The sequence below is a fragment of the Clostridium sp. CM041 genome (genome assembly GCF_055081035.1).
In genome coordinates, this window is sequence record NZ_CM143648.1 from 2,516,539 (window position 1) to 2,538,301 (window position 21,763).

Here is a 21,763-nt window from a genome sequence, read left to right on the forward strand (position 1 = left end):
ATTTCCCCCTCTTATGATGCCTCTCATAAGAAAGTTTACTGTAAGGTGGGGGATATTTCAATTAGAATTGTGGGGTAGTTTTAGATTAACATATACAATTTCATTAATTGATAAACCGATTTGGCGAAAAGATTGAATTTTGTGAAGCTTTATCAACTGTTTCGTTGTATAAAAACGATAGTTTGTTTCCTCATCCACAAATTCAGGTTTTAATAAATCAATTTCATCATAATACCTTAATGGTTTTACTGTAGTTTTCGTAAGTTTGGAAAAGTCGCCTATTCGAAACATATACACATCTCCTTTCCTTGTGAAGTTAGATTACAGTATCCTCTAAAGGGAGTGTCAATAGGGCTTTTATATTTTAGAGAAATATTATATAAATAAAGTTACTTTACCATTTTCTACAATGCTGTATGTATGGTGTTTTTAGAATATACAAAACCAACAATAAAATTGTAACATGTTTTCTATATTTTTGAAATAATATATATCACCAAGGAGCCTATTAGTAATCTAAAAATTAACGTATTATGTATTTATGTGATAATATTAGGATATAAAATTAGGAAGGATGTTTTATATGCTTAGAATTAAAGGTTTATACAAAGAACAAAAGAATAATGTGATAAGAGATATAGATATTAATTTAAACAAAGGTAGTTCCATAAGTATAGAGTGTAGCAATGAAGTAAGTGATTTGCTGGTGAATTTGATTTTAGGAAACGAAACACCAGCCAAAGGTGAAATATATATAGAAGACGTAAGAAACGACCAGTATATTAAACCTAATATTGGTAGTGTTGGAGTTGTATTAAGAGAAGAGGATTTTTGTGAGAGGATGACTATAGAGGATTATATGAAGTTTTTCTCTAATCTTCTAGGCTTAAAAGTAGATTATAAAGAGATAATGTTAAAATTGGGTCTTTTAGACATTGGAATGTGAAAATTAAATTTGAATTATTCTCAAAGAAGAACTGGAAAAGGTATTTAAAGGTCAAATCATAGGTGCTGAATCGTCCTATGGCCTATTTGTAATTTTGGCTTGGATAGTAATCGCTGCAGGGGGGGGTGTTTACATTTATAGCAAAAGGGGATTAGATAAGTAAGAACGGGTTTGGATAATAGGCGCAAATAGTTATTTCAACCTTTGATTAAAATGCGTCATAATTAATGAAATTGAAAGTACGAACAATGGTCTTTGATAACTGAATAATACGGTATTTAAAATTGTAAAAACCACCATCATAAAAATACATCGATGCAGAAATATGTATAATATGCTATAATTTCTATAGAGTTACGTCGAAGTTGTAAAATATTGTGGTGCGACCTTTATTATTGATAAGGAGGAAAAGAGTAAATGAAAAACAAAAATGTATTTATGATAATTATAATGATAATTACGATAATATGTATGGGGATTAATCGGTTTATATCACCATTCTCTGATATTGCAATAAGAGTCGTAGGTTGCATAATGCTTATTGATATATTTGTTTTAAGTTATAGCACAGTAAAATTAAAAAGCAACATTAAGTAATGTGGATTTCATACATTATGCGAGGGATAGGTTAATTCGTAATCTTCACATAGAACGTCGCAACTATTAAAACTGAATAATCTCTTTAAAACACCGTATTATTCAATTGCATTTTACGGTGTTTTTATGTCGCGCTCCAAATACATGTAGTCTTATAATAAAGCATAGAAGTTAATCTAAGAATAGGGGGTAATAGATGTTTAACATAATGATAGTTGAGGATAATGAACAATTAAAAAATGAAATAGCAAGTCTTTTGATATGCAATGGATATTCTGTTATAAAAGCTAATGAATTTAATAAAATTCCTAAATTGGTTAAGGAGAGAAGTCCTAATCTAATTTTGTTGGATATTTATTTACCTTATGATGATGGGTTTAAGATATGTACAGAAATACGTAGTTTTTCAACAGTACCAATTATATTTGTTACAAGCAGAAATACTAACATTGACGAGCTTATGAGTATAACATTAGGTGGAGATGATTTTATTACAAAACCATATAATACTCAAATTTTATTAGCTAGGATAAATTCGCTTTTAAAAAGAGCCTACCCTAATGAAAAAACAATGGATGTGGTTGAGTATAATGGCATAAGGTTAAATATATTATCTAGCACCATAGAGCACAATGGTAATGAAGTTGATCTTACTAAAAATGAGTTGAAAATACTTCATTACTTATTAAATAACAGAGGCACGATAGTATCTAGAGTAGATATTATGGAGTATTTATGGGATAGTTCATTATTTGTAAATGATAATACCCTTACTGTAAACATTACTAGAATAAGAAATAAATTTGAAGATATTGGAGTTAAGGACTTTATAAAAACTAAAAGAGGACAAGGGTATATAATATGAGTTTAAGTGATTATTTTAAAGGAATAATTAATGTGATACTACTAAATATTATATCACTTGGTACCTTAGTAATATTTCTCTTTAGTGTAGGAAATACTTTTGATACCATAAAAGTTATAGTAGTAATTTGGATTACAGTGGTTATAACATTTTTTACATATGAGTATAGAAAAAGAAAATTATATTTTAATGATATCCTAAATACTATTGATAGATTGGATAAGAAGTATCTTATTAGTGAAGTGATAGAAGTACCAGCATATAGTGATTCAGTACCATACTACATTATGATGAAAAAGGCTAGTAAATCTATGCGTGAAGAAATATATAAGAGCAAAGTCCAACGTAAAGATTATAAAGAGTATATTGAGCAGTGGATTCACGAAGTAAAAACACCAATATCATCGATTAAGTTAATAGAAGAAAATAATAAGACGAATACTTCTAGAGTAGTTTTAGAAGAATTAGAGAATATAGATAGATTTGTTGAACAGGCTTTATTTTATGCTAGAAGTGAGGAAGTTGAAAAGGATTATCTTATAAAAGAGATTTCGCTAGAGCAATGTGTAAGTCATGTTCTAATAAGAAATAAACAAATATTTATTTCTAGCGGTATAGATATTGAGTTAATAAGCCTAGATAAAAGCATTTATTGTGATAGCAAATGGTTAGAGTTTATATTAAATCAAATAATAGTTAATTCAGTAAAGTATAGAACAAAGAATTTTCCAAAGGTTAAAATATATACAGATGATATTAAAAATGGTGTTCAGTTAAGTATTGAAGACAACGGTATAGGAATACCATCGAATGAAATTAATCGTGTGTTTGAAAAAGGATTCACAGGAACCAAAGGAAGGCTTAATAATAAATCTACAGGGATAGGATTATATATTTGTAAAAAATTATGTGACAAATTAGGTTTATTAATAACATTAGAATCAAATGAAAATTTATATACCAGAGTAATAATTGCTTTCCCAAAGGGAAGTTTTAGTAACTCAAATTTAATCCTACACCATAAGGTGTAGGAATTTTTTTGGTGACAAAGTTGTAACATAAAAGTAAGGTTTAATCGAATTAGGTGTAATATAAATAATGTACAATGGTATTGGGGTGAGAGTAATGGATAAGATATTAAGTTTGAAAAATGTTGAAAAGTATTATGGTAACAAGGGGAATGTAGTAAAGGCGATTGATGATATTAGTTTTGATGTTTTTAGAGAAGAATTTGTTGGGGTTATGGGGCCTTCTGGGTCCGGAAAAACCACACTATTAAATATTATAGCAACTATTGATGAAGTTAGTTCAGGATTCATCTATATAGATAATAAGGATTTAACAGAGATAAGTAAGAAGGATATTGCAAAGTTTAGGAGAGAGAATCTAGGGTTTATATTTCAGGATTTCAACTTATTAGATACTTTGACTATTCATGAGAACATAGCTTTAGCATTAACAATTAATAGATGTAAAAAGAATGAAATAGATGGAAAAGTAAGTAAAGTTGCTAGAGAATTAGGTATAGAAGATATACTCTTAAAGTACCCATATGAGGTATCGGGAGGCCAAAAGCAACGCTCTGCATGTGCAAGAGCGTTGATAACAAATCCTAAACTTATTTTAGCAGATGAACCAACGGGAGCATTAGATTCAAGAGCGTCTCAGATGCTAATAGAAATGATTTCACATTTAAATGAGGAATTAGGAGCAACTATTTTAATGGTAACGCATGATTCATTTACAGCAAGTTATTGTGAGAGGATTCTATTTATTAAAGACGGTAAGATTTTCACGGAACTCGTTAAGGGAGAAAATACACGTAAACAATTTTTAAATCAAATCTTAGATGTGGTTGCACTGCTAGGAGGTGACATAAGAGATGTACGTTAGGCTAGCAATTAACAATGCAAAAAAGTCTATTAAGGATTATTTAATTTACTTTATAACAATAACATTATGTGTAAGCTTGTTCTATGCGTTTACATCAATGTCAAGCTCAAGCTATGAATTAATAACAGAGGATTCTATTAACCTTGAACTATTAAAGCAAATATTGAAATATTCCACATATATAGTTACAGCTTTATTAGTATTACTTATAGGATATGTAAACAAATATATGATAAAAAGACGGCAGAATGAATTTGCTACATATATATTGCTAGGAACTGAGCAGAAAAGCGTCGCATTAATGTTTTTTATAGAAATGCTAATAATCGGAATTGCTTCAATTATATTAGGGATTTTTATAGGCACATTATTTTCACAAGTAGTTACTGCAATAGTTCTTATGACTGCAAAGCAGAGCATAAATTTCTCTTTTAAATTATATATGGATACTGTAATTATAACGTTCATATTTTTTATAGTTATGTTTTGTATTATTGGATTTTTCAATATGAAAGCTTTAGGGAAAGTTAAGATTATTGATATGATAAATGCACAAAAGAAAACAGAGTTTCAGTTTAAAAGAAGTAAGTTTGTATATGTAAGCATATTTATTGTGGCAATAGTTCTATATAGTGTTTGTGGATATTGTTCTTATGAGATTTTAAAAACTACAGTTACAGAAGGTGATAAGGCAATTTGTATAGCAGTAGGATTAATAGGATACATTATAGGAACATATGCATTGTTTTATTCATTAGCGTATATAATTATTGATGTTAAGGATAAGTGGACAAATTTTAAATATGAATATACAAACTTATTTTTAATAGGGGCTATAGTTTCAAAAATAAAGACAGCGCCTATTTTAATGGCCACAATTTCAATAACATTTTTAGGCGCTGCATTAAGCTTTTCACTAACTTTACTGATGTCACAATGGACTTTAGGATTTCTAGATTATAGAGTGCCTTACGATATAATCATAAACAATGATTATTCTATAATTTCAGATAGAAGTGATATATCTAAAAAAAGTAATTTACTTAAAATAGATTATAAGAAAATAATAGAACATCTAAATAATGATGACTATAATATGGATGATTACTGTCAGGCAGAGAAATATTTCTTAAATGTCGATGATTTTAAGGCAAGAGATAAAAGAAAAAAGCCTATGTTAGTAATTAGCTTAAGTGATTATAATAAGCTAAGGAAAATGCGAGGATATGAGAAAGTAACGCTAAATAATAATGAGTTTACCATGCAATGGGCGAAAATGATAGAAGATACTGATATTGAAAATTATATAAAAGAAAATTCAACTATTAACATAAATAGTAATAACTTAAAGATTAGCTCAAATTCATACTATAAAGAATCTATTGGAGAAGGTATCTATAGCGGAAATACAAATGCTCTGATAGTAGTTCCTGATAAATGGTGTAAAAAATTAATATTAGCCGGCACTGATCTTTTCGCAAATACAAAAAAGAAGATTAGTTATGATAAGGCATTAGGCTTTGAAAAACAGTATGTACCACAATGGTTTGAGGAAAACTATAGTAAGGTACTAAGTGAATATAAAATTCGAGCTTTTTATCCGATTTTTACTAACATAAAAGTAGCTGAAGTTAGTGAGATATTAAATGCTACACTAGCAATGAGAATACTAGGAATGTACCTAGGAACAGTCTTATTAATGATTAGTTTGACAGTTCTTGCTTTGCAACAGTTATCAGACTCCATTGAGCATAAGGAAAGATTTAAAACGCTAAAGAAATTAGGAATAGACAATAATGAAATCAATAAGATAATATTAAAACAAATAGCATTGTACTTTATTATGCCAATATCGGTAGCCATAATAGGGTTCATAATATGTATGTATAATTTTGAAGGCATAAACAGTAAAGTAATAAGCGTCTTTATAGGGGATAGCGCATTTGTGTTTAACATAGGTATATCATTGGCAATAATTTTAATTATCTATATATGCTATTTTCTTGCAACATATTATACATTTAAGAGGAACGTTGTTAGCGGTAAACTAAAAGGGTGATATTTCGGCAAACAAAAAAGGAGAATAATTTCCAGTTAAGTACAATAATAATTCCTTCTCTGATACAATTAGAGATATATTTTACAGAGGGGGAATTTAAAATTGAAAGGATGGAATATGTTTAGTGAAATAAAACAATATAAAGCACTTGGATTTAATAAATCACAGGTTGAAAGAGCTCTAAATATAAATTACAAAACAGTTCAAAAGTATTGGGACATGGATCCTGGTGAATATGCTAAAGTCACTATTCAATCGAAGAATAGACATAAAAAAATTGATATCTACAAAGATGATATTTTAGAATGGATTACTGATTTCAGAGATATGTCAGCAGCACAAGTACTTGATTGGATAAAGGAAAGATATGGTGATGTAAAATTTAAAGAAAGGTCTTTAAGGCTTTATATTAGTAATTTAAGGAAAGAATACAATCTGCCTAAGGCTTCGCCAATAAGACAATTTGAGGAAGTACATGAACTTCCCATGGGCTACCAAGCTCAGGTTGATATGGGTCAAATATGGCTCAAAAGATTAAATGGAAACAAAGTAAAAGTGTATTGCTTTGCAATGGTTTTATCACATTCAAGGTATAAATACATACTTTGGACAGACAAACCATTTACTACCGCCTCTTTTATTGATGCTCATAATCGAGCTTTTGAATATCTTGGTGGTATGCCTATTGAAATAGTGTATGACCAAGATCGTGTGCTTGCAGTAGCCGAGAATTCTGGAGACATTATTTATACCGAAGGTTTTCAAAATTATATTAATACTATGAAATATAAAGTTAGGCTTTGTAGAGGTTTTGATCCTCAAAGTAAGGGGAAAATAGAATCTGTGGTAAAATACTCAAAATATAACTTTGCTATAAACAGAGTATTTATAGATGTTGATTCCTTTAATGAAGACTCATTCAAATGGCTAGATAGAACAGGCAATGGTAAAAAACATGAAATAACGAAAAAAATACCGGCAGAAGTGTTTGCTCTCGAAAAGAAACACTTGCTACCAGTACCTGAACTCTTTGAAAAAAATTCATCTAATACTAGTTTAACTTATGCTGTACGAAAAAACAATGTAATTTTGTATAAACAGAACAGGTATCAAGTGCCCAAAGGAACTTATAGCCCAGGTAAAGAACTTAAATTAATGATAAAAGGCTCCAAAATGAATATAGTTGATTTTGATACAGGTGTATTAATAGCAAGTCATCAAGTAAGCACAAGGCAGGGTGAACTTATAAAAATAATTCATCCCGAACGGGATATTCACAGTTCTATTGACCAAGTTTATGAAAGATTGTTTTTTGCTCTCGGTAAAACTGAAAATGCAAAAATGCTACTAGATGGCATAAAACGTGAAAAACCAAGATACTGCAAAGATCAATTTGGATCAATACTAAATATAGTACATTCATATGAAGCTTCGCTAATAGAACAAGCATTGAATTATTGTGTTATACGAAACTTGTGGAGTGCTGGAATGTTTAAAGAAACCCTTGAATATCTTGCGATACAGGATATTGCAAAAGTTGATAAAAAATCTGTAATTGATAAGTTATCTATACCATCAAAGTATAGAGGGTTAAAACCGGAAGTAAGAAGTATAAGTGACTATATTGATGCTTTGAAGGAGGACAAGCAATCATGGAGAAATTAGAATTAATCAAAGAGTATGCCAAAAATCTTAAGCTAAACTATTTAAATGTAGATGCAGATAAAATTATTGAAAAAGGCGAGTTAGGTAATGTTTCCTATCAAGACTTTCTGTTATCAATACTTAAAAATGAGGTTGGTTTGAAGGATCAGAAAACACAAGAAAAAAGACTTAAATATGCTGGCTTTCCAGTTAAAAAGACAATGGAGGAATTTGATTTTCTATTTCAAAAATCAATAACAAAGAAACAAATAAACAGACTCATGGAAATGGAATGGATAGATAGGATGTATAATCTTATATTTTTAGGCCCACCGGGCGTTGGGAAGTCTCACACAGCTATTGCCTTGGGTTATAAAGCCGTTGAGGCAGGTTATAAGGTAAGTTTTGTAACTATGGATAATCTGATGCATGTTTTGAAAACTCAGCAGATATCAAGAAAAAGCAAAGGTAAACTAAATAGAATCCTTTCTTCAAGTCTCGTTATAATTGATGAGGTCGGATATCTTCCTATAACTAGAGATGAGGCTAATTTGTTCTTTCAATTAATATCATCCCTTCATGAACAGGCATCACTAATTATAACTTCTAACAAAGGATTCGAAGAATGGGTAGAGCTTTTAGGAGACCCAGCATTAACAACAGCTGTATTAGATAGAATATCTTATAGATGCGAACTTTTTAACATGATTGGAAAGAGCTATAGATTGGAGCACAGAAAATCTATATTCTAGCAGTTAAATGGTAAAAATATACTGGGATAAATTCAGTAAAATAGTTTGCCGAAATTTCTCCAAAAGTACTTGCCAATAACAAACGTTAAGGGTAGAAGTAAATCTTGTTAAAGGGTGATTAAATAAACTAATAAATAACTAAAGTTAGAAGTAGGTGTCAGGAATCTGTAAGGTGTTTACAGGATGAATGATACTCTACTTTTATTTTTTTGAATAAAAGTTAAAACCTAGTGGGAAAACTGCTCCTGGCGGGATATTAAAGTTAATGTAAATGGATCTAAAGGCATTTTTCAAATTTGTTTGTGTAAATTTTTCAAAAGATTTGTTCCACTATACTTCATGTTTAAACCATTATCGACCATTAATCCAAAGAAAACATCGCTTTAAGTATTAAATCCTAGAAGAAAATTGGAAAATAATTAAAAATGACCGAAAAAAGGGAGTGATTTTGGTTGAAACCTGACCTGCTATCATGACATAATAATGGTAATAAATACATATATAAGGGAGAAAAAAATGAAAAGAGGAATTAATAAAAACTCATGCCTATCAGTAATTATAGTAATGTTGTTTTTTATTACTATGATTCCAGCAAAAATTACTTTTGCGTCAGCAGCAGATGCACCAGGGGTAGCATCATTATCTCATGATCAATGGTCAGGTGATTTAGATGGTAATTACAATATTACATTAAGTATGTGGCATGGCAATAATGGGACAAGCTACAAACTTTATGAAAAGATAGGAGGATTAAGTGAATTTAAGGTGGTTGACGAGGGGGATTTAACTGATAACACACCAGCAGCACAATCTAAAGCGATTAGTATTAAAGGAAGAACAATTCCTGCAACATATTTTTATTATGTTGAATTAATTAATAGTTTTGGGAAATCAAAAAGTAATGTAATTGAAGTTTCCGTTGGAACGGCGAATGAAAGTAAAATACTAATTGAGGGCATTGATGGAGATTCTCAAGCGCTTCAAGCAGTAATTACACAGGGTACAAATAAATATAAAGTAGTTAATAATAATACAAAGGAGCCACAATATAGCGTGAAAATAAGTAATTCATCAGTACTTAAAGCGACTATAGACAATGATGGTAATTTAACATTAGAAGGACTTGCGGCTGGAAGAAGTGGACTTCAAATCCATGAAGCAAGCACAAATGAAACTAGATACATAGGAGTAAAAATTAAAGAGGCTAATGGTGACTTACCAGGTATGCCTAAGTATTTATCTTTAGGACAAGTCTCAGAAGATAAAAAAGGAGATTTAGATTTTTGGAAAGATATAGATATAGATAATACAAATAAGAGAATGGATGTTAGATATATATATATAAATGGGGGACCTCTAGCTAATGGGTGGAGAGAGTGGACAACTGTTGATGGAGATAGGGCTAAGAATTATATTAAAGAAAGTTTAAAGCTTGGAATAATTCCATTCTTTGTTTACTATAACATTCCGGATAGCGGAGAAAACTATGAATTAGATTTAGCCCATATCAATAGTAAGGAATATATGGAAGCTTATTTCAAAAATTTAAAATTCTTTTTAGATATATGTGTTGAATATGGACAAGGTGAAACTATAGGAATGGTATTTGAACCAGATTTCTTAGGATATATGATGCAACAATCTAAGAAAAAACCAAATGAAATATCAGCTTTAGTTGAAGCCGCTTATTCATCGGGTGTGCTACAAAAGGGTGTAGACCCAAAGTTTAATAATACGGTGGAAGGCCTTGTTACTTCTATTAACTATACTGTTAATAAATATTATCCTAAAGCATATAATGGATGGCAATTTAATACATGGGCTTATGAAAACGGAGAAATACCAGGACAAGGCTTAATGCATTTAACTGAAAGAGATGGATGGGCAGCGGGAAGACAACAAATTGAAGCAGTGGCGAAAGAAACTGCTGAATATTATTTAGCAGCTGGAATTACAAGCTATGATGCAGAATTTATTTCTATAGATAAGTATGGATTAGATGGAGGTGTTTGCGAAACAGGAGCAGCTGTAAATCCAAAATTTTCTAAATGGTTTTGGAATGCAGACCTTTGGAATAATTACTTGTTATATACAAAAACTCTTCATGAAACTACAAAAAAGCCGGTTATACTATGGCAAATTCCTGTGGGACATATTAATGGAACTGTTGAAAACAGTCCATATACTGGCAAACCATTTGAAACTTTAACTAACAAGGATGCGACAGGTGAAGATTCAGCGCCATCATTCTTCTTTGGAGATACATTTAAAGCTGGAAATTCTGATAGAGTAGATTATTTTGCTTCAAATGGGGCTAATGATCCTGATATAAAAAGGCAAGGAGACACTATTACTTGGGGAAGTCATATGGGTGAAGCTAGAGATGCGGGAGTAGTATCAATGTTGTTTGGTGCTGGTGTTAATTCTAGTACTGATGCAGTTGGATCACCACCTACTGAAGATTATTGGTGGATTACAAAAGCGCAACAATATTATAAAAATCCAGTTTATTTAAATAAAACTGTAAATCAATAACTTTTCTGTTAGTGTAAATTTTATAAAAAATAAGGAGGCGTAATAAGTGAAAGTAATCAAATTTAAAAAGGCGATGGCAGCAATTATGGTATCTGTTTTTGCAGTTAGTACATTTGCAACACCGGCGAAGGCAGTTACAAGCGATGAAAAGACGAAAGACTTAGAAAGAAAGGTTGTTGGATATTTCCCAGAATGGGCTTACAAAAGTGAAGTTCAAGGTAATTTCGATGTAGCTGATTTACAATGGGAGTCTTTAACACATATCCAATATTCATTTGCAATGGTTGGAGAAGACAATAAAATTGGATTTGGAGATAAAAAAGCAGCTATTGAAGAGGATTTCGCAGATCATAAATTAGAGCATAATGGGAAGGAGGTAAAGTTGGATCCAAATCTACCATATAAAGGTCACTTTAATATATTACAACAAATGAAAAAACAATATCCAGATGTAGATTTATTAATATCTGTAGGTGGATGGACGGGAACTAGAGGTTTTTATAAAATGATAGATACAGATTCTGGGATTAACACATTTGCTGATTCTTGTGTTGACTTTATTAGAAAATATGGGTTTGATGGCGTGGATATTGATTTCGAATATCCATCATCAGTAGCTACATCTGGGAATCCTGCGGATGCAGATTTATCAGAACCAAGAAGAGCTGTATTAAATGAAAGATACAACGTTTTAATGAAAACGTTAAGAGAAAAATTAGATGCAGCTTCAAAAGAAGATAATGAAAAATATTTATTAACTGCAGCAGTTACTGCTTCATCTTGGGTGCTTGGTGGAGTTCAAGATAATAGATATGCAAGTTATTTAGATTTTCTAAGTATAATGTCATATGATTTTCATGGTGGATGGAATGAATATGTTGAAAACTTAGCAAATATTTACCCAGATGCAGCTGATAATGAAACTACTGGAATGGCGATGCCAACTCTTAATATGGATTGGGCATACAAGTTCTATAGAGGGGTGCTTCCTCCAGAAAAGATTTTAATGGGAATTCCATACTATACAAGAGGGTGGGAAAATGTACAAGGTGGAAATGGCTCAGGTTTACATGGTAAAAGTAAAACACCTGCCGCAGGAAAGTACAACCTTTGGGGAGATGATGATAATAAAGATGGAACTCCGGACCCCGCTGGCACTAATCCATTATGGCATGTATTAAACCTTATGGAAAGAGATCCTAACTTGAGAATTCACTGGGAGGATGTTGGTAAGGTGCCATATGTGTGGCAAGGAGATAAAAAAGTATTTTTATCTTTCGAAAACGAACAATCTATAGATGAAAGAGTTAAGTACATTGAAGATAAAAACTTAGGTGGAGCTTTAATCTGGGTTATGAATGGTGACTATGGTGTTAATCCTAACTATGTTAAAGGTTCAGATAAGACAAATGAAGGTAAATATACTTTCGGGGATACATTAACTAAAAATCTGAAAAGTGGATTAGATAAAATGGGAAATTGTAAAGAAACAAAAGAAGATATTGGAGATGCTCAAGCAATCGATGTTAAAGTTGATACTATTACTAAATATGATCATCCAAATGGAGAAACCGTATTCACAGTAACTAACAATACTGGAGCAACGATTCCTAAGGGATGGGAGATTCAATTTGATATACCTAAATCTGCTTTATACGTTGGAGCGGAAGGAGGAACTGGAACTGTTACAGAAGTTGGCGATTTCTATAGAGTAAACTTAAAAACATCTGGTTGGACTGATATTCCAAATGGTGGGACCGCATCAGTTAAGGCTAAGATGAAGTTATGTTTCTCGGGAGTTAGAAATATAAAGATTAATGGGAAGATTCCTGCTAGTCAACCTGTTAATGGTAATCATCTTCCTACACTTAAAGGTGTTAAAGATCAAGTTATAGTAGAAGGGTCACCTTTTAATATTATGAATGGTATTTCTGCAAATGATGTAGAAGATGGAGATATAACTAGTAGTATAGCTGTATCAGGTGAAGTTGATACAAAAAAAGTTGGAACTTATACAGTAAAATATAGTATTACAGATAAGGCTGGAATGGTAGATAAAAAAGATGCAAAAATATATGTTATTCCTAAAGCTCATTCAAATGCAGCTATTTGGGATGCCGCAACTTTATATACAAATGGACAAAAAGTAGTATATGAAGGTAAGATTTATGAAAATATTTCGTGGTGGACACCTGCTGGAACATTACCAACGAGTGTGTCACATTACAAAGTTATTGTTGATTTATCACTGTAAAGTAATGCAAATGGTGATAATATCATTGATATATATGACTTAGTTATAGTAGGAAAAGATATGTAATTAAATGAAAAAAATTATTAAGGGGGAGAAAAGTCATGTCAAAAGAGAAATTATTTAAAAATATCAAATCAGTAGTAGCATTAGCTGCAATTGCCACGTTAACAATGACAAGTGTTGTACCAGCAGCTACAGTTAATAATTTAGCAGCACCACCACAGGAGGTCGAGCAAAAAGCATCTACTTCTAAACTTCGTAATGTTATGTATTATGGAGATTGGTCAATTTGGGGAGGAGAAGGAAACTTTTTTCCTAAAGATATACCGGTAGATAAACTAACACATTTGAATCTTGCATTCATGGACTTTACTAAAGATGGTGAATTGGTATTTTGTGATAAGGACGCTAATATTGGACATCCGCTAGGAAATGCAGGTGTTACGTATGGAGATATTAATGGTGGTATCATAAATGAATACCAATCTTTAAGAGAGAAAAATCCGAATTTAAAAATTGGTACATCTTTAGGTGGATGGTCTAAATCAAATAATTTTACATGGGTAGCTAGAAATCCACAAACTAGAGCTAAGTTTATTAAAAATGTATTAGATTTTATGGAGTATGCTAATTTAGATTTCGTAGATTTTGATTGGGAATATCCAGGCGAAGTTAGGGCGGCAGACAAGGTTGATAACAAAAATGATATGGGTAATCCCGATTCAATTCCGGCAGATAAAGAAAATTATATAACGATGCTTAAAGAATTTAGAGTAGCATTAGATGCAAAGGAAAAAATATTAGATAAGAAATATGAGATGTCAGCAGCGTTACCAATGGCACATGAAAAAACTAATGTTGGTATTAATGTTAATGAAATGTTTAAAATATTAAATTTTGGTAACATTATGACTTATGATGCAGCAGGTGCATGGTCAGATACAAGTGGTCATCAAACTGCTCTTTATGATAATCCTAATGATCCGTTTGCAGGAAAGGGATTCACAGTTGATTCAAGTATTAAGAAATATATTGAACTTGGGGCACCATCAGAAAAGTTAGTTATAGGTGCTGCATATTACACTAGAGGCTGGGAAAAAGTTTCAAATGATGTGCCAGATAAAAATCTTCCAGGTTTATTTGGAAAAGCAACTCAAATAAAAAAGGATTCAGATGGAACACTCTCTTATGGGGCTACCAATTATGCTCCGGTAAAATCGGGAGACGGTGGTCGTAACAGTGGAGTTTGGGGATGGAGAAATCAAGATGAGTTAAAAGCTAAATATCCAGGAATAAAAGAATATTGGGATGATACTGCAAAAGCACCATACATGTACAATGAAAAGACAGGAGCGTTCTTCACTTATGATAACCCAAGATCAATTGCAGAAAAAACTAAGTATGTTAAGGATAATAACTTAGGTGGGATGATTGCATGGATGGCATCTCAAGATAAGCAAACAGATTCAACTAAGAGAGATGAGTTAACAAAAGCAACTAAAGAAGGTTTATTTGGGAAAGATGCATTACCTACTTATAAAATAGTTCAACCAAAAGTATATGCAAAAGCTTCAGTTACTTCAAGCAAACCAGCATGGGGAAATGGAGGTGCTTTATCTATTGATTTAAAAAATGATTGTAAAATAGAAACAAGCGGCCAAACTATACAACTTACAGAAACAGCTGCAAAGACTTTAAAGCATACTAAATTATATATAAAAACTAATGGAGTTAAAATTACTGGAGGAGAATATCCAGCACCAGCAGTTAAAGAAGAAAATGGATACTATGTTCTTTCATTTGATGGGTCAGAACAAAAACTTATAAAGCCAGGGGCTTCAATGAAGTTTAATTTAAGAACTGATAAAGTATTAAATGGATTAGACGGAATAGTAAGTATTGAAATGACTCAAAGAATGCATGCAAATGGTCCAGAATTCGGTAGAGTTACTTTATACTAAGGTGCTGGAGCGGGTGGAACAACAAACCCAGAAACACCATGGACAGCTTGGGAAAAAGTAGACTAAATAAATAGAAGTATGGGGGTCAAGAAGCTGTAAAGTGATTACAGGATGAATGACTCCCTACTTCTATTTATTTTAAAAATGAGAGGGCATTTAAATAAATAACAAGTCAATGTGCTAATCTATTTTCATGTCCATAATAAAAAAACCATTTACATAACTATCTTCATATACTTCCTTGTAGTAGCAATAAAGTAAACGATATATACAGCTACAAAAATAACAATGCTACTGATAGCGGTTACTATAGCAATGCATTTATTTTAGCAATCAAAATATCCATTGAAAAAGGCTTGGTTATATATTCATCACCACCGGTATTCATTGCCATGATAATATCCATATTCGTATCCCTTGAAGAAACGAATATTATAGGCACCTTTGATACTTCGCGAAGCTTATTACACCAGTAAAATCCATCAAAGCAAGGTAGATTTACATCCATAATAACCAAATCTGGATTGTTGCGAGCAAACTCTGCAGTTATGTTCTCAAAGTTATCCACAGGCATTGCATCAAACCCCCACTTTATCAACATTTCATTCATGTTAGTGCACAGTGATTTATCATCTTCAACTATCATTATCTTATACATTTTTTACACCCCTAAAATAAGGTGAAACATCAATGGTTAGTTTCGCCTAATATTATATATAATAGAAATCTGAAAATTTCCAGTAAAATTTGCCTTGTTTAGTATAATTGTAACATTAATAATAATGAGGGTAAATCTCTAGATTATTTAACAATACTATAAAAAGAATTGACATGTACCTCACTGTCAGGTTTAAAATTGAATTATTATAAGGGAGGGGTGACGCATGAACATAAAAGATGCTGCTGAAAAAACTGGATTAACCAAAAGGGCAATAAAGTATTACGAAAGTGAAGGGTTAATTATGCCTTTAAAAAATATTCAAAATAACTATAGAGAGTACACTTGTCAAGATGTCATAAAGATTAATTTAATAGGAGCGCTTAGAACGTTGGGTATTCCCATTGCACAAATCAAAACTGTGACTTCTGGTAACAAAAGTATTCCCGAAGTTATGGCGCAAGCGCTTTCTAGAATAGATAAAGATATTGAAAATTTAGAGAAAAGTAGACTAATTATTTTAAATATTATAGAGAAAAATTTAACTGATTATGACGCTGCGGGAGAACATATAAAGCTGCTTAGGGAAACATTAGAATTGTCCATAGGTGAAAAGAAAGAATATATTTCAAATGCTCTTAGTAGAATATTCCCAGGAATATTTGGTGAAAGTCTTATTATGAACTTTGAACCATTTTTGAATATTGTTATTGATAACGAGGGAAAAAGAAGAGTGTGGCTAAAACTTGTGGAGGAATTGGATGAAATAAATACCGAAGAATTTTTTGGGGATAATAACTATTTTAAGGAACTTGAAAATAAGTTTGAAAATGAAGCTATTTCAGAAGAAGATAAGAGAAGACATTTGTCTGGCATTAAAAATATAATAAATTATGATAAAGCATACATTAAAGGGTATATAAAAAGGATTAAGCACAGTTACCTATTGTTAAAAGAAGATGAAAAAGAAAAGGAACAAGTGAACGAATTCGGTTCATTTTGCGATGATTATTCTAAAAAATTTGGGCGTTTTCACACGAAATTTAGTGAATATTTGACTATTCTTAATGAAGATTATAAAAAATATATGGAAAACATGATAAAAATGACTGTTGAACTAAATAAAAAGATGCAAGAAGAAACAGGGATGAATGTAAATGAGTTTTTCGAAAGATATATTATAGAAAAATAAATATTTTACAATAATAAGAATAGCATAAGTCAGCCAAGTAAACGTTGAGGTGAAGGAAGGAATAATATATTGTTCTATAGTAATATTATATAAATAGGATATAATTTAACTAGTAGTATTTTATAGCGATATATAAGGAGGTAAAAATGTTTAAAAAAATAGATGAAAAAAAATCGTTGATAGATAGTAAAAGGCCTCTGCCAGAGTATACGCTTAAGAGTATTAGAGAAAATCTTTTGCTAGAGTGGACATATAATTCTAATGCTATAGAAGGAAATACTTTAACACTTATGGAAACTAAGGTTGTTCTTGAAGGCATTACTATTGGTGGAAAAACCTTAAGAGAACATTTAGAAGTTGTAAATCATAAAGAGGCTATACTTTATATTGAAGATATAGTTCAAAGAAAGGAGCCTTTTACAGAGTGGCAAATTAAGAATATCCACAGGTTAATTTTAAAAGCTATTAATGATATATATGCAGGGAATTATAGAAATCAGCAAGTCATGATAGCTGGGGCAAAGCACATGCCACCAGAGCCTTTTTTAATTAGGCAGCAAATGGAAGCCTTTATAAAGTGGTATAATTCAGAGGCACAAAAGTTACATCCTATAGAGAGAGCGGCTATGATCCATATAATATTTGTAGGAATACATCCATTTATAGACGGTAATGGTAGGACTTCGAGATTACTATTAAATCTCGAACTTATGAAGAGTGGATATCCTCCTATAGTTATTAGAGCAAAGAGTAGAGTAAGTTATTACAATGCATTAGACAAAGCGCATACAACTGGTGATAATAAGGATTTTTTTGAAATAGTTAAGAATGAAGTGGATAGAACATTAGATATATATTTAAAGCTGATAAAATAAATGATTAGAGTATTCAAATATAAACAACCACTTAATCGAATAATTAGATTAAGTGGTTATTTTAATTGGAAACTAAGGTATAATAAATTTATAAATATTTGTAAAAAAGAGGTGTCACTTTTATGAAAAATAGAATTCTACTTGTTGAAGATGATATAGCTATTAGTGAAATGGTTGAGAATTACCTAATAAAAGAAGGTTTTAACATAACTACTGCTTTCAATGGAGAAGAAGGAGTAGGTAAGTTTTTAAATAATTCCTTTGATTTAATTGTTCTTGATATAATGATGCCGAGGCTTGATGGAATGGAAGTTATGAAAATTGTAAGAGAAACAAGCTTAATACCTATTTTAATTATGTCAGCAAAGGACAGTGATGTAGACACGGCTGTAGGACTGGGACTCGGTGCTGATGACTATATCACAAAGCCTTTTTCAATGATAGAGCTTTGTGCAAGGGTTAAGGCAGGGATAAGACGTGCCAATCAATATGCTAAAAACGATAAGAAAGAAGAAGCGACTATTATTAATGTTAACCACCTTACTGTTAATTTGAAAAACTATTCAGTTACTAAAAAGGGTGTAAATCTACAGCTGACTTCAAAAGAATTTGATATTTTAAGACTATTCATTTCGAATCCAAATAGAGTTTTTACTAAAGCACAAATCTACAGTGTTGTTTGGAATGATGAATATTTTGGAGATGAGAATGTTATAAATGTGCATATGAGAAGATTAAGAGAGAAAATAGAGGACAATCCTTCAGAGCCTAAATATCTTAAAACATTATGGGGCATAGGCTACAAATTAGGAGAATTTTAAAATGATTATTTTTTTATTAATAGTAATAGTTATTTTATTGGGTATCATTTACATTCAGCATAAATCCAAAAAACATAGAAGTGACAATTTAAAGTACATTCATGAAAAGTTAAACAATATTATAAAAAGCAACACCAGTGAAAAGCTTTTAGTCTTTACTGACGATAAAGAGATTATACCCATTTTAATAGAGATTAATAAGGTTTTAGAACATAATCAAAAAATACTAGCAGATTATTTGAAGGCTGAAATAACAATGAAGAAAATGCTTTCAAATATCTCTCATGATTTAAAAACACCACTTACAGTGGTGCTTGGGTATATTGAAACAATAAAACTGGACAGCGATATAAGCAGCGAAGAAAGAAATTTCTTATTATCAAAGGTTGAAAATAAAACAAAAGAAGTGATGAAGCTCATTAATAAGTTCTTTGACTTAGCAAAGCTAGAGTCAGGGGACACGGATATACCACTAACAAGAATTAATATTAATGAGGTTTGCAAAAAAAACATATTAGCTTTTTATGATATTTTAACTAATAAAGGCTTTGAGGTTATTATTGATATTCCAAAAATCAACATTTATTGTCTAGGAAATGAAGAGGCGCTAGATAGAATTATAAATAATTTCATTTCAAATGCCATTAAATATGGAAACGATGGAATGGTTTTAGGATTAACACTTAGAAGTGATGAGGAGTATGTATATGTAGAGGTTTGGGATAAGGGTAAAGGCATTAGTGAAACGCATCAAGATAGGGTCTTTGAAAGGATGTACACTCTTGAGGATTCAAGAAATAAACTGTATCAAGGCAGTGGTCTTGGTCTTACAATAACTAAAAGACTTGTAGAAAAATTAGAGGGAGAGATAATCCTCGAGAGCAAACCTTATGAGAAAACGTCGTTTATTTTTAAATTAAAAAGAATAACCTATTAATGATTATGTAAAGCAAGGTGACCTGTCTATAGTACCACTATAAAGATAGGGCACCTTTTTTTAGAAAAGACTTAAGAATTTTGTAAGATTTAAGTAATAAAAAAGAGAAGTTCAATTGCTATAATATAAATATGGAAAGTGGTTGAAGGGGGAGATAAAATGGAATATATACTAAAAACTAGTAATCTGACTAAAACATATAATGGCAAAGAAGTGGTAGCAAATGTGAATATGAATATTAAAAAGGGTGAAATTTATGGGTTTCTAGGACCAAATGGTGCAGGGAAAACAACAATTATGAAGATAATGACAAATCTAGTTAAGCCTACAAGTGGTGAAGTTGAAATTTTCGGCGAAAAGCTTACAGATACCTCCTATGAGGTTTTAAAAAGGCTTGGTTCTATCATTGAATATCCCGTGTTTTATGAAAGGCTTACAGCCAGAGAAAATTTGGAGCTTCACTGTGGGTACATGGGTTACCACGATAAGGGAGCAATTGATAAAGCGATAGATCTTGTAAATCTAAAAAATATTGATAATAAACTAGTTAAAGATTTTTCTCTTGGTATGAAGCAAAGGCTCGGAATTGCAAGAGCAATCACAACCAAGCCAGAATTATTAATACTAGACGAACCTATCAATGGACTTGACCCAATAGGCATTAAGGATTTAAGAAATTTATTTAAAATGTTGAGTAAGGAGTACGGAATAACTATATTGTTATCTAGTCATAGTTTAGGAGAAATTGAGCAAATAGCGGATACCATAGGAGTTATAAATAGTGGTAGATTAATAGAAGAAGTTTCTATGCAAAGCATCAGAGAAAGTAATACAGAATATATAGAACTGGTTACTAAAGATTACAAAAAAGCGTCGTATATTCTATCAAACAATCTTAATATATCCAATTTTAAAGTTCTGGATATTGGTGTAATAAGGATATATGAAGCTACAGTACCACAAAGCATTATATCTAAAACCTTAGTTTTAAATGATGTTCTCATTGAAGAAATAACTAAGAAAAACAGTTCATTAGAAGAACACTTCTTAAACTTGTTAAATGGAGGTGACATAAATTCTTAAATTAATAAAATTAGAAATGAAAAAGAGTAAGGTATGGCGAAATATAAAAGGGGTTATAATCGCAAATATAGTTATAATAGCGCTGCTGGCAGTAATGATTTTTTCAACAAAAAATGAAGGCGGTGTAGAGTTTACTAGCATCCCCTTTACTTTTTCATTTGTTGATGGCATGGTAAAAGGTACTTTTATAATATTTGCTTCAGTGCTTATTGCTAGGTTCATAATTGAAGAATATAAAAGCAATACAATTACGGTATTGTTTATGTATCCTATAAGTAGAAAAAAGTTGATTATAGCTAAACTACTTATTGTGGTAGTATTCACTTTTATTTCTACAGTTTTATCTAATATTTTTATAGATTTTGTTTTATGTATTGTTAATAATTTTTATAACTTTACGCCTGACAAATTAACCAGCTCATTAATAATGAGTAACTTTATGACTATTGGTATTAATGCTTTAGCATCTAGCGGTATGGGACTAATTCCTCTATATTTTGGAATGAGAAAAAAATCAGTACCTGTTACAATAGTATCTTCAATATTAATAGTATCTATTGTATGTGGCGATAGGGGCGGTCATTCATTAAGTAATAGTATTGCAATATCAATAGCACTTTCTATTATAGGAGTATTTATTGCGTATCTATCTATAAGGAATATAGAACATGTAGATGTTATTAAATAATAT

At 31.0% G+C, this 21,763-nt stretch carries 19 protein-coding genes; 17 read left to right on the forward strand and 2 right to left on the reverse strand.

Annotated elements, in window-relative coordinates:
- Window positions 1-57 precede the first annotated feature (57 nt).
- Complete coding sequence (locus tag ACWJJT_RS11810; RefSeq protein ID WP_462954844.1) at window positions 58-291, reverse strand: MerR family transcriptional regulator; 234 nt, start codon at window positions 289-291, stop codon at window positions 58-60.
- Window positions 292-583: 292 nt separating this feature from the next.
- On the opposite strand from ACWJJT_RS11810, the gene ACWJJT_RS11815 reads away from it, so the two are divergent.
- The 11 genes from ACWJJT_RS11815 (at window position 584) to ACWJJT_RS11865 (ending at window position 15,506) form a co-directional block, all read left to right on the forward strand.
- Window positions 584-946, forward strand: a complete 363-nt coding sequence (locus ACWJJT_RS11815) for a hypothetical protein (protein WP_462954845.1) — start codon at window positions 584-586, stop codon at window positions 944-946.
- A 417-nt stretch (window positions 947-1,363) separates the two neighbouring features.
- A complete protein-coding gene (locus ACWJJT_RS11820; protein ID WP_462954846.1) occupies window positions 1,364-1,543 on the forward strand; it encodes a hypothetical protein in 180 nt (59 codons plus the stop codon).
- 196 nt (window positions 1,544-1,739) lie between these two features.
- Window positions 1,740-2,408 carry a response regulator transcription factor gene (locus tag ACWJJT_RS11825; RefSeq protein WP_462953427.1) on the forward strand — a complete coding sequence of 223 codons (669 nt, stop codon included), beginning with the start codon at window positions 1,740-1,742 and terminating at the stop codon, window positions 2,406-2,408.
- Window positions 2,405-3,439 (forward strand): ATP-binding protein, encoded by a 1,035-nt coding sequence (locus tag ACWJJT_RS11830; protein WP_462954847.1) that lies wholly within the window; start codon window positions 2,405-2,407, stop codon window positions 3,437-3,439. Before ACWJJT_RS11825 ends, ACWJJT_RS11830 begins: the two co-directional genes overlap by 4 nt.
- Window positions 3,440-3,533: 94 nt before the next feature.
- On the forward strand, window positions 3,534-4,301 hold the full coding sequence (locus ACWJJT_RS11835) for an ABC transporter ATP-binding protein (RefSeq protein ID WP_216302073.1): 768 nt from the start codon (window positions 3,534-3,536) through the stop codon (window positions 4,299-4,301).
- Window positions 4,291-6,360, forward strand: coding sequence for an FtsX-like permease family protein (locus tag ACWJJT_RS11840; protein WP_462954848.1), 2,070 nt, complete (start codon window positions 4,291-4,293; stop codon window positions 6,358-6,360). Before ACWJJT_RS11835 ends, ACWJJT_RS11840 begins: the two co-directional genes overlap by 11 nt.
- A 102-nt stretch (window positions 6,361-6,462) precedes the next feature.
- Window positions 6,463-8,025: an IS21 family transposase gene (gene istA, locus ACWJJT_RS11845; protein WP_258280587.1), complete on the forward strand. Its 1,563-nt coding sequence runs from the start codon at window positions 6,463-6,465 to the stop codon at window positions 8,023-8,025.
- Window positions 8,013-8,756 (forward strand): IS21-like element helper ATPase IstB, encoded by a 744-nt coding sequence (gene istB / locus ACWJJT_RS11850; protein ID WP_258280588.1) that lies wholly within the window; start codon window positions 8,013-8,015, stop codon window positions 8,754-8,756. The genes istA and istB overlap by 13 nt, the downstream gene beginning before the upstream one ends.
- Window positions 8,757-9,272: 516 nt before the next feature.
- Window positions 9,273-11,291: a hypothetical protein gene (locus tag ACWJJT_RS11855; protein ID WP_462954849.1), complete on the forward strand. Its 2,019-nt coding sequence runs from the start codon at window positions 9,273-9,275 to the stop codon at window positions 11,289-11,291.
- A 46-nt stretch (window positions 11,292-11,337) separates the two neighbouring features.
- Window positions 11,338-13,545 (forward strand): glycosyl hydrolase family 18 protein, encoded by a 2,208-nt coding sequence (locus ACWJJT_RS11860; RefSeq protein ID WP_462954850.1) that lies wholly within the window; start codon window positions 11,338-11,340, stop codon window positions 13,543-13,545.
- 101 nt (window positions 13,546-13,646) lie between these two features.
- Window positions 13,647-15,506, forward strand: a complete 1,860-nt coding sequence (locus ACWJJT_RS11865) for a glycosyl hydrolase family 18 protein (protein WP_462953430.1) — start codon at window positions 13,647-13,649, stop codon at window positions 15,504-15,506.
- Window positions 15,507-15,813: 307 nt separating this feature from the next.
- Here ACWJJT_RS11865 and ACWJJT_RS11870 read toward each other — a convergent pair whose 3' ends face one another.
- On the reverse strand, window positions 15,814-16,164 hold the full coding sequence (locus tag ACWJJT_RS11870) for a response regulator (RefSeq protein ID WP_462954851.1): 351 nt from the start codon (window positions 16,162-16,164) through the stop codon (window positions 15,814-15,816).
- 226 nt (window positions 16,165-16,390) lie between these two features.
- Here ACWJJT_RS11870 and ACWJJT_RS11875 point away from each other — a divergent pair, with 226 nt between their 5' ends.
- The 6 genes from ACWJJT_RS11875 to ACWJJT_RS11900 all read left to right on the forward strand — a co-directional run bounded on the left by ACWJJT_RS11875 (window position 16,391) and on the right by ACWJJT_RS11900 (window position 21,760).
- Window positions 16,391-17,356, forward strand: a complete 966-nt coding sequence (locus tag ACWJJT_RS11875) for a MerR family transcriptional regulator (RefSeq protein ID WP_462954852.1) — start codon at window positions 16,391-16,393, stop codon at window positions 17,354-17,356.
- A 146-nt stretch (window positions 17,357-17,502) separates the two neighbouring features.
- Complete coding sequence (locus ACWJJT_RS11880) at window positions 17,503-18,231, forward strand: Fic family protein (RefSeq protein WP_462954853.1); 729 nt, start codon at window positions 17,503-17,505, stop codon at window positions 18,229-18,231.
- 122 nt (window positions 18,232-18,353) lie between these two features.
- Window positions 18,354-19,052, forward strand: coding sequence for a response regulator transcription factor (locus ACWJJT_RS11885; protein WP_462954854.1), 699 nt, complete (start codon window positions 18,354-18,356; stop codon window positions 19,050-19,052).
- Window position 19,053: 1 nt separating this feature from the next.
- Window positions 19,054-19,989 (forward strand): sensor histidine kinase, encoded by a 936-nt coding sequence (locus ACWJJT_RS11890; protein WP_216302064.1) that lies wholly within the window; start codon window positions 19,054-19,056, stop codon window positions 19,987-19,989.
- Between the two features lie 159 nt (window positions 19,990-20,148).
- Window positions 20,149-21,072 (forward strand): ABC transporter ATP-binding protein, encoded by a 924-nt coding sequence (locus ACWJJT_RS11895; protein WP_216302063.1) that lies wholly within the window; start codon window positions 20,149-20,151, stop codon window positions 21,070-21,072.
- Between the two features lie 4 nt (window positions 21,073-21,076).
- Window positions 21,077-21,760 (forward strand): ABC transporter permease, encoded by a 684-nt coding sequence (locus ACWJJT_RS11900; RefSeq protein ID WP_304518726.1) that lies wholly within the window; start codon window positions 21,077-21,079, stop codon window positions 21,758-21,760.
- Window positions 21,761-21,763: the final 3 nt, after the last annotated feature.

Bases quoted from the DNA above. Each gene is read 5' to 3' on its own strand.
- ACWJJT_RS11855 (WP_462954849.1), top strand. From the start codon at position 9,273: ATGAAAAGAGGAATTAATAAAAACTCATGCCTATCAGTAATTATAGTA.
- ACWJJT_RS11885 (WP_462954854.1), top strand. From the start codon at position 18,354: ATGAAAAATAGAATTCTACTTGTTGAAGATGATATAGCTATTAGTGAA.
- ACWJJT_RS11865 (WP_462953430.1), top strand. From the start codon at position 13,647: ATGTCAAAAGAGAAATTATTTAAAAATATCAAATCAGTAGTAGCATTA.
- ACWJJT_RS11880 (WP_462954853.1), top strand. From the start codon at position 17,503: ATGTTTAAAAAAATAGATGAAAAAAAATCGTTGATAGATAGTAAAAGG.
- ACWJJT_RS11810 (WP_462954844.1), bottom strand. From the start codon at position 291: ATGTTTCGAATAGGCGACTTTTCCAAACTTACGAAAACTACAGTAAAA.
- ACWJJT_RS11890 (WP_216302064.1), top strand. From the start codon at position 19,054: ATGATTATTTTTTTATTAATAGTAATAGTTATTTTATTGGGTATCATT.
- ACWJJT_RS11825 (WP_462953427.1), top strand. From the start codon at position 1,740: ATGTTTAACATAATGATAGTTGAGGATAATGAACAATTAAAAAATGAA.
- ACWJJT_RS11815 (WP_462954845.1), top strand. From the start codon at position 584: ATGCTTAGAATTAAAGGTTTATACAAAGAACAAAAGAATAATGTGATA.
- ACWJJT_RS11820 (WP_462954846.1), top strand. From the start codon at position 1,364: ATGAAAAACAAAAATGTATTTATGATAATTATAATGATAATTACGATA.
- istB (WP_258280588.1), top strand. From the start codon at position 8,013: ATGGAGAAATTAGAATTAATCAAAGAGTATGCCAAAAATCTTAAGCTA.
- ACWJJT_RS11875 (WP_462954852.1), top strand. From the start codon at position 16,391: ATGAACATAAAAGATGCTGCTGAAAAAACTGGATTAACCAAAAGGGCA.
- ACWJJT_RS11835 (WP_216302073.1), top strand. From the start codon at position 3,534: ATGGATAAGATATTAAGTTTGAAAAATGTTGAAAAGTATTATGGTAAC.
- ACWJJT_RS11895 (WP_216302063.1), top strand. From the start codon at position 20,149: ATGGAATATATACTAAAAACTAGTAATCTGACTAAAACATATAATGGC.
- ACWJJT_RS11870 (WP_462954851.1), bottom strand. From the start codon at position 16,164: ATGTATAAGATAATGATAGTTGAAGATGATAAATCACTGTGCACTAAC.
- ACWJJT_RS11840 (WP_462954848.1), top strand. From the start codon at position 4,291: ATGTACGTTAGGCTAGCAATTAACAATGCAAAAAAGTCTATTAAGGAT.
- ACWJJT_RS11830 (WP_462954847.1), top strand. From the start codon at position 2,405: ATGAGTTTAAGTGATTATTTTAAAGGAATAATTAATGTGATACTACTA.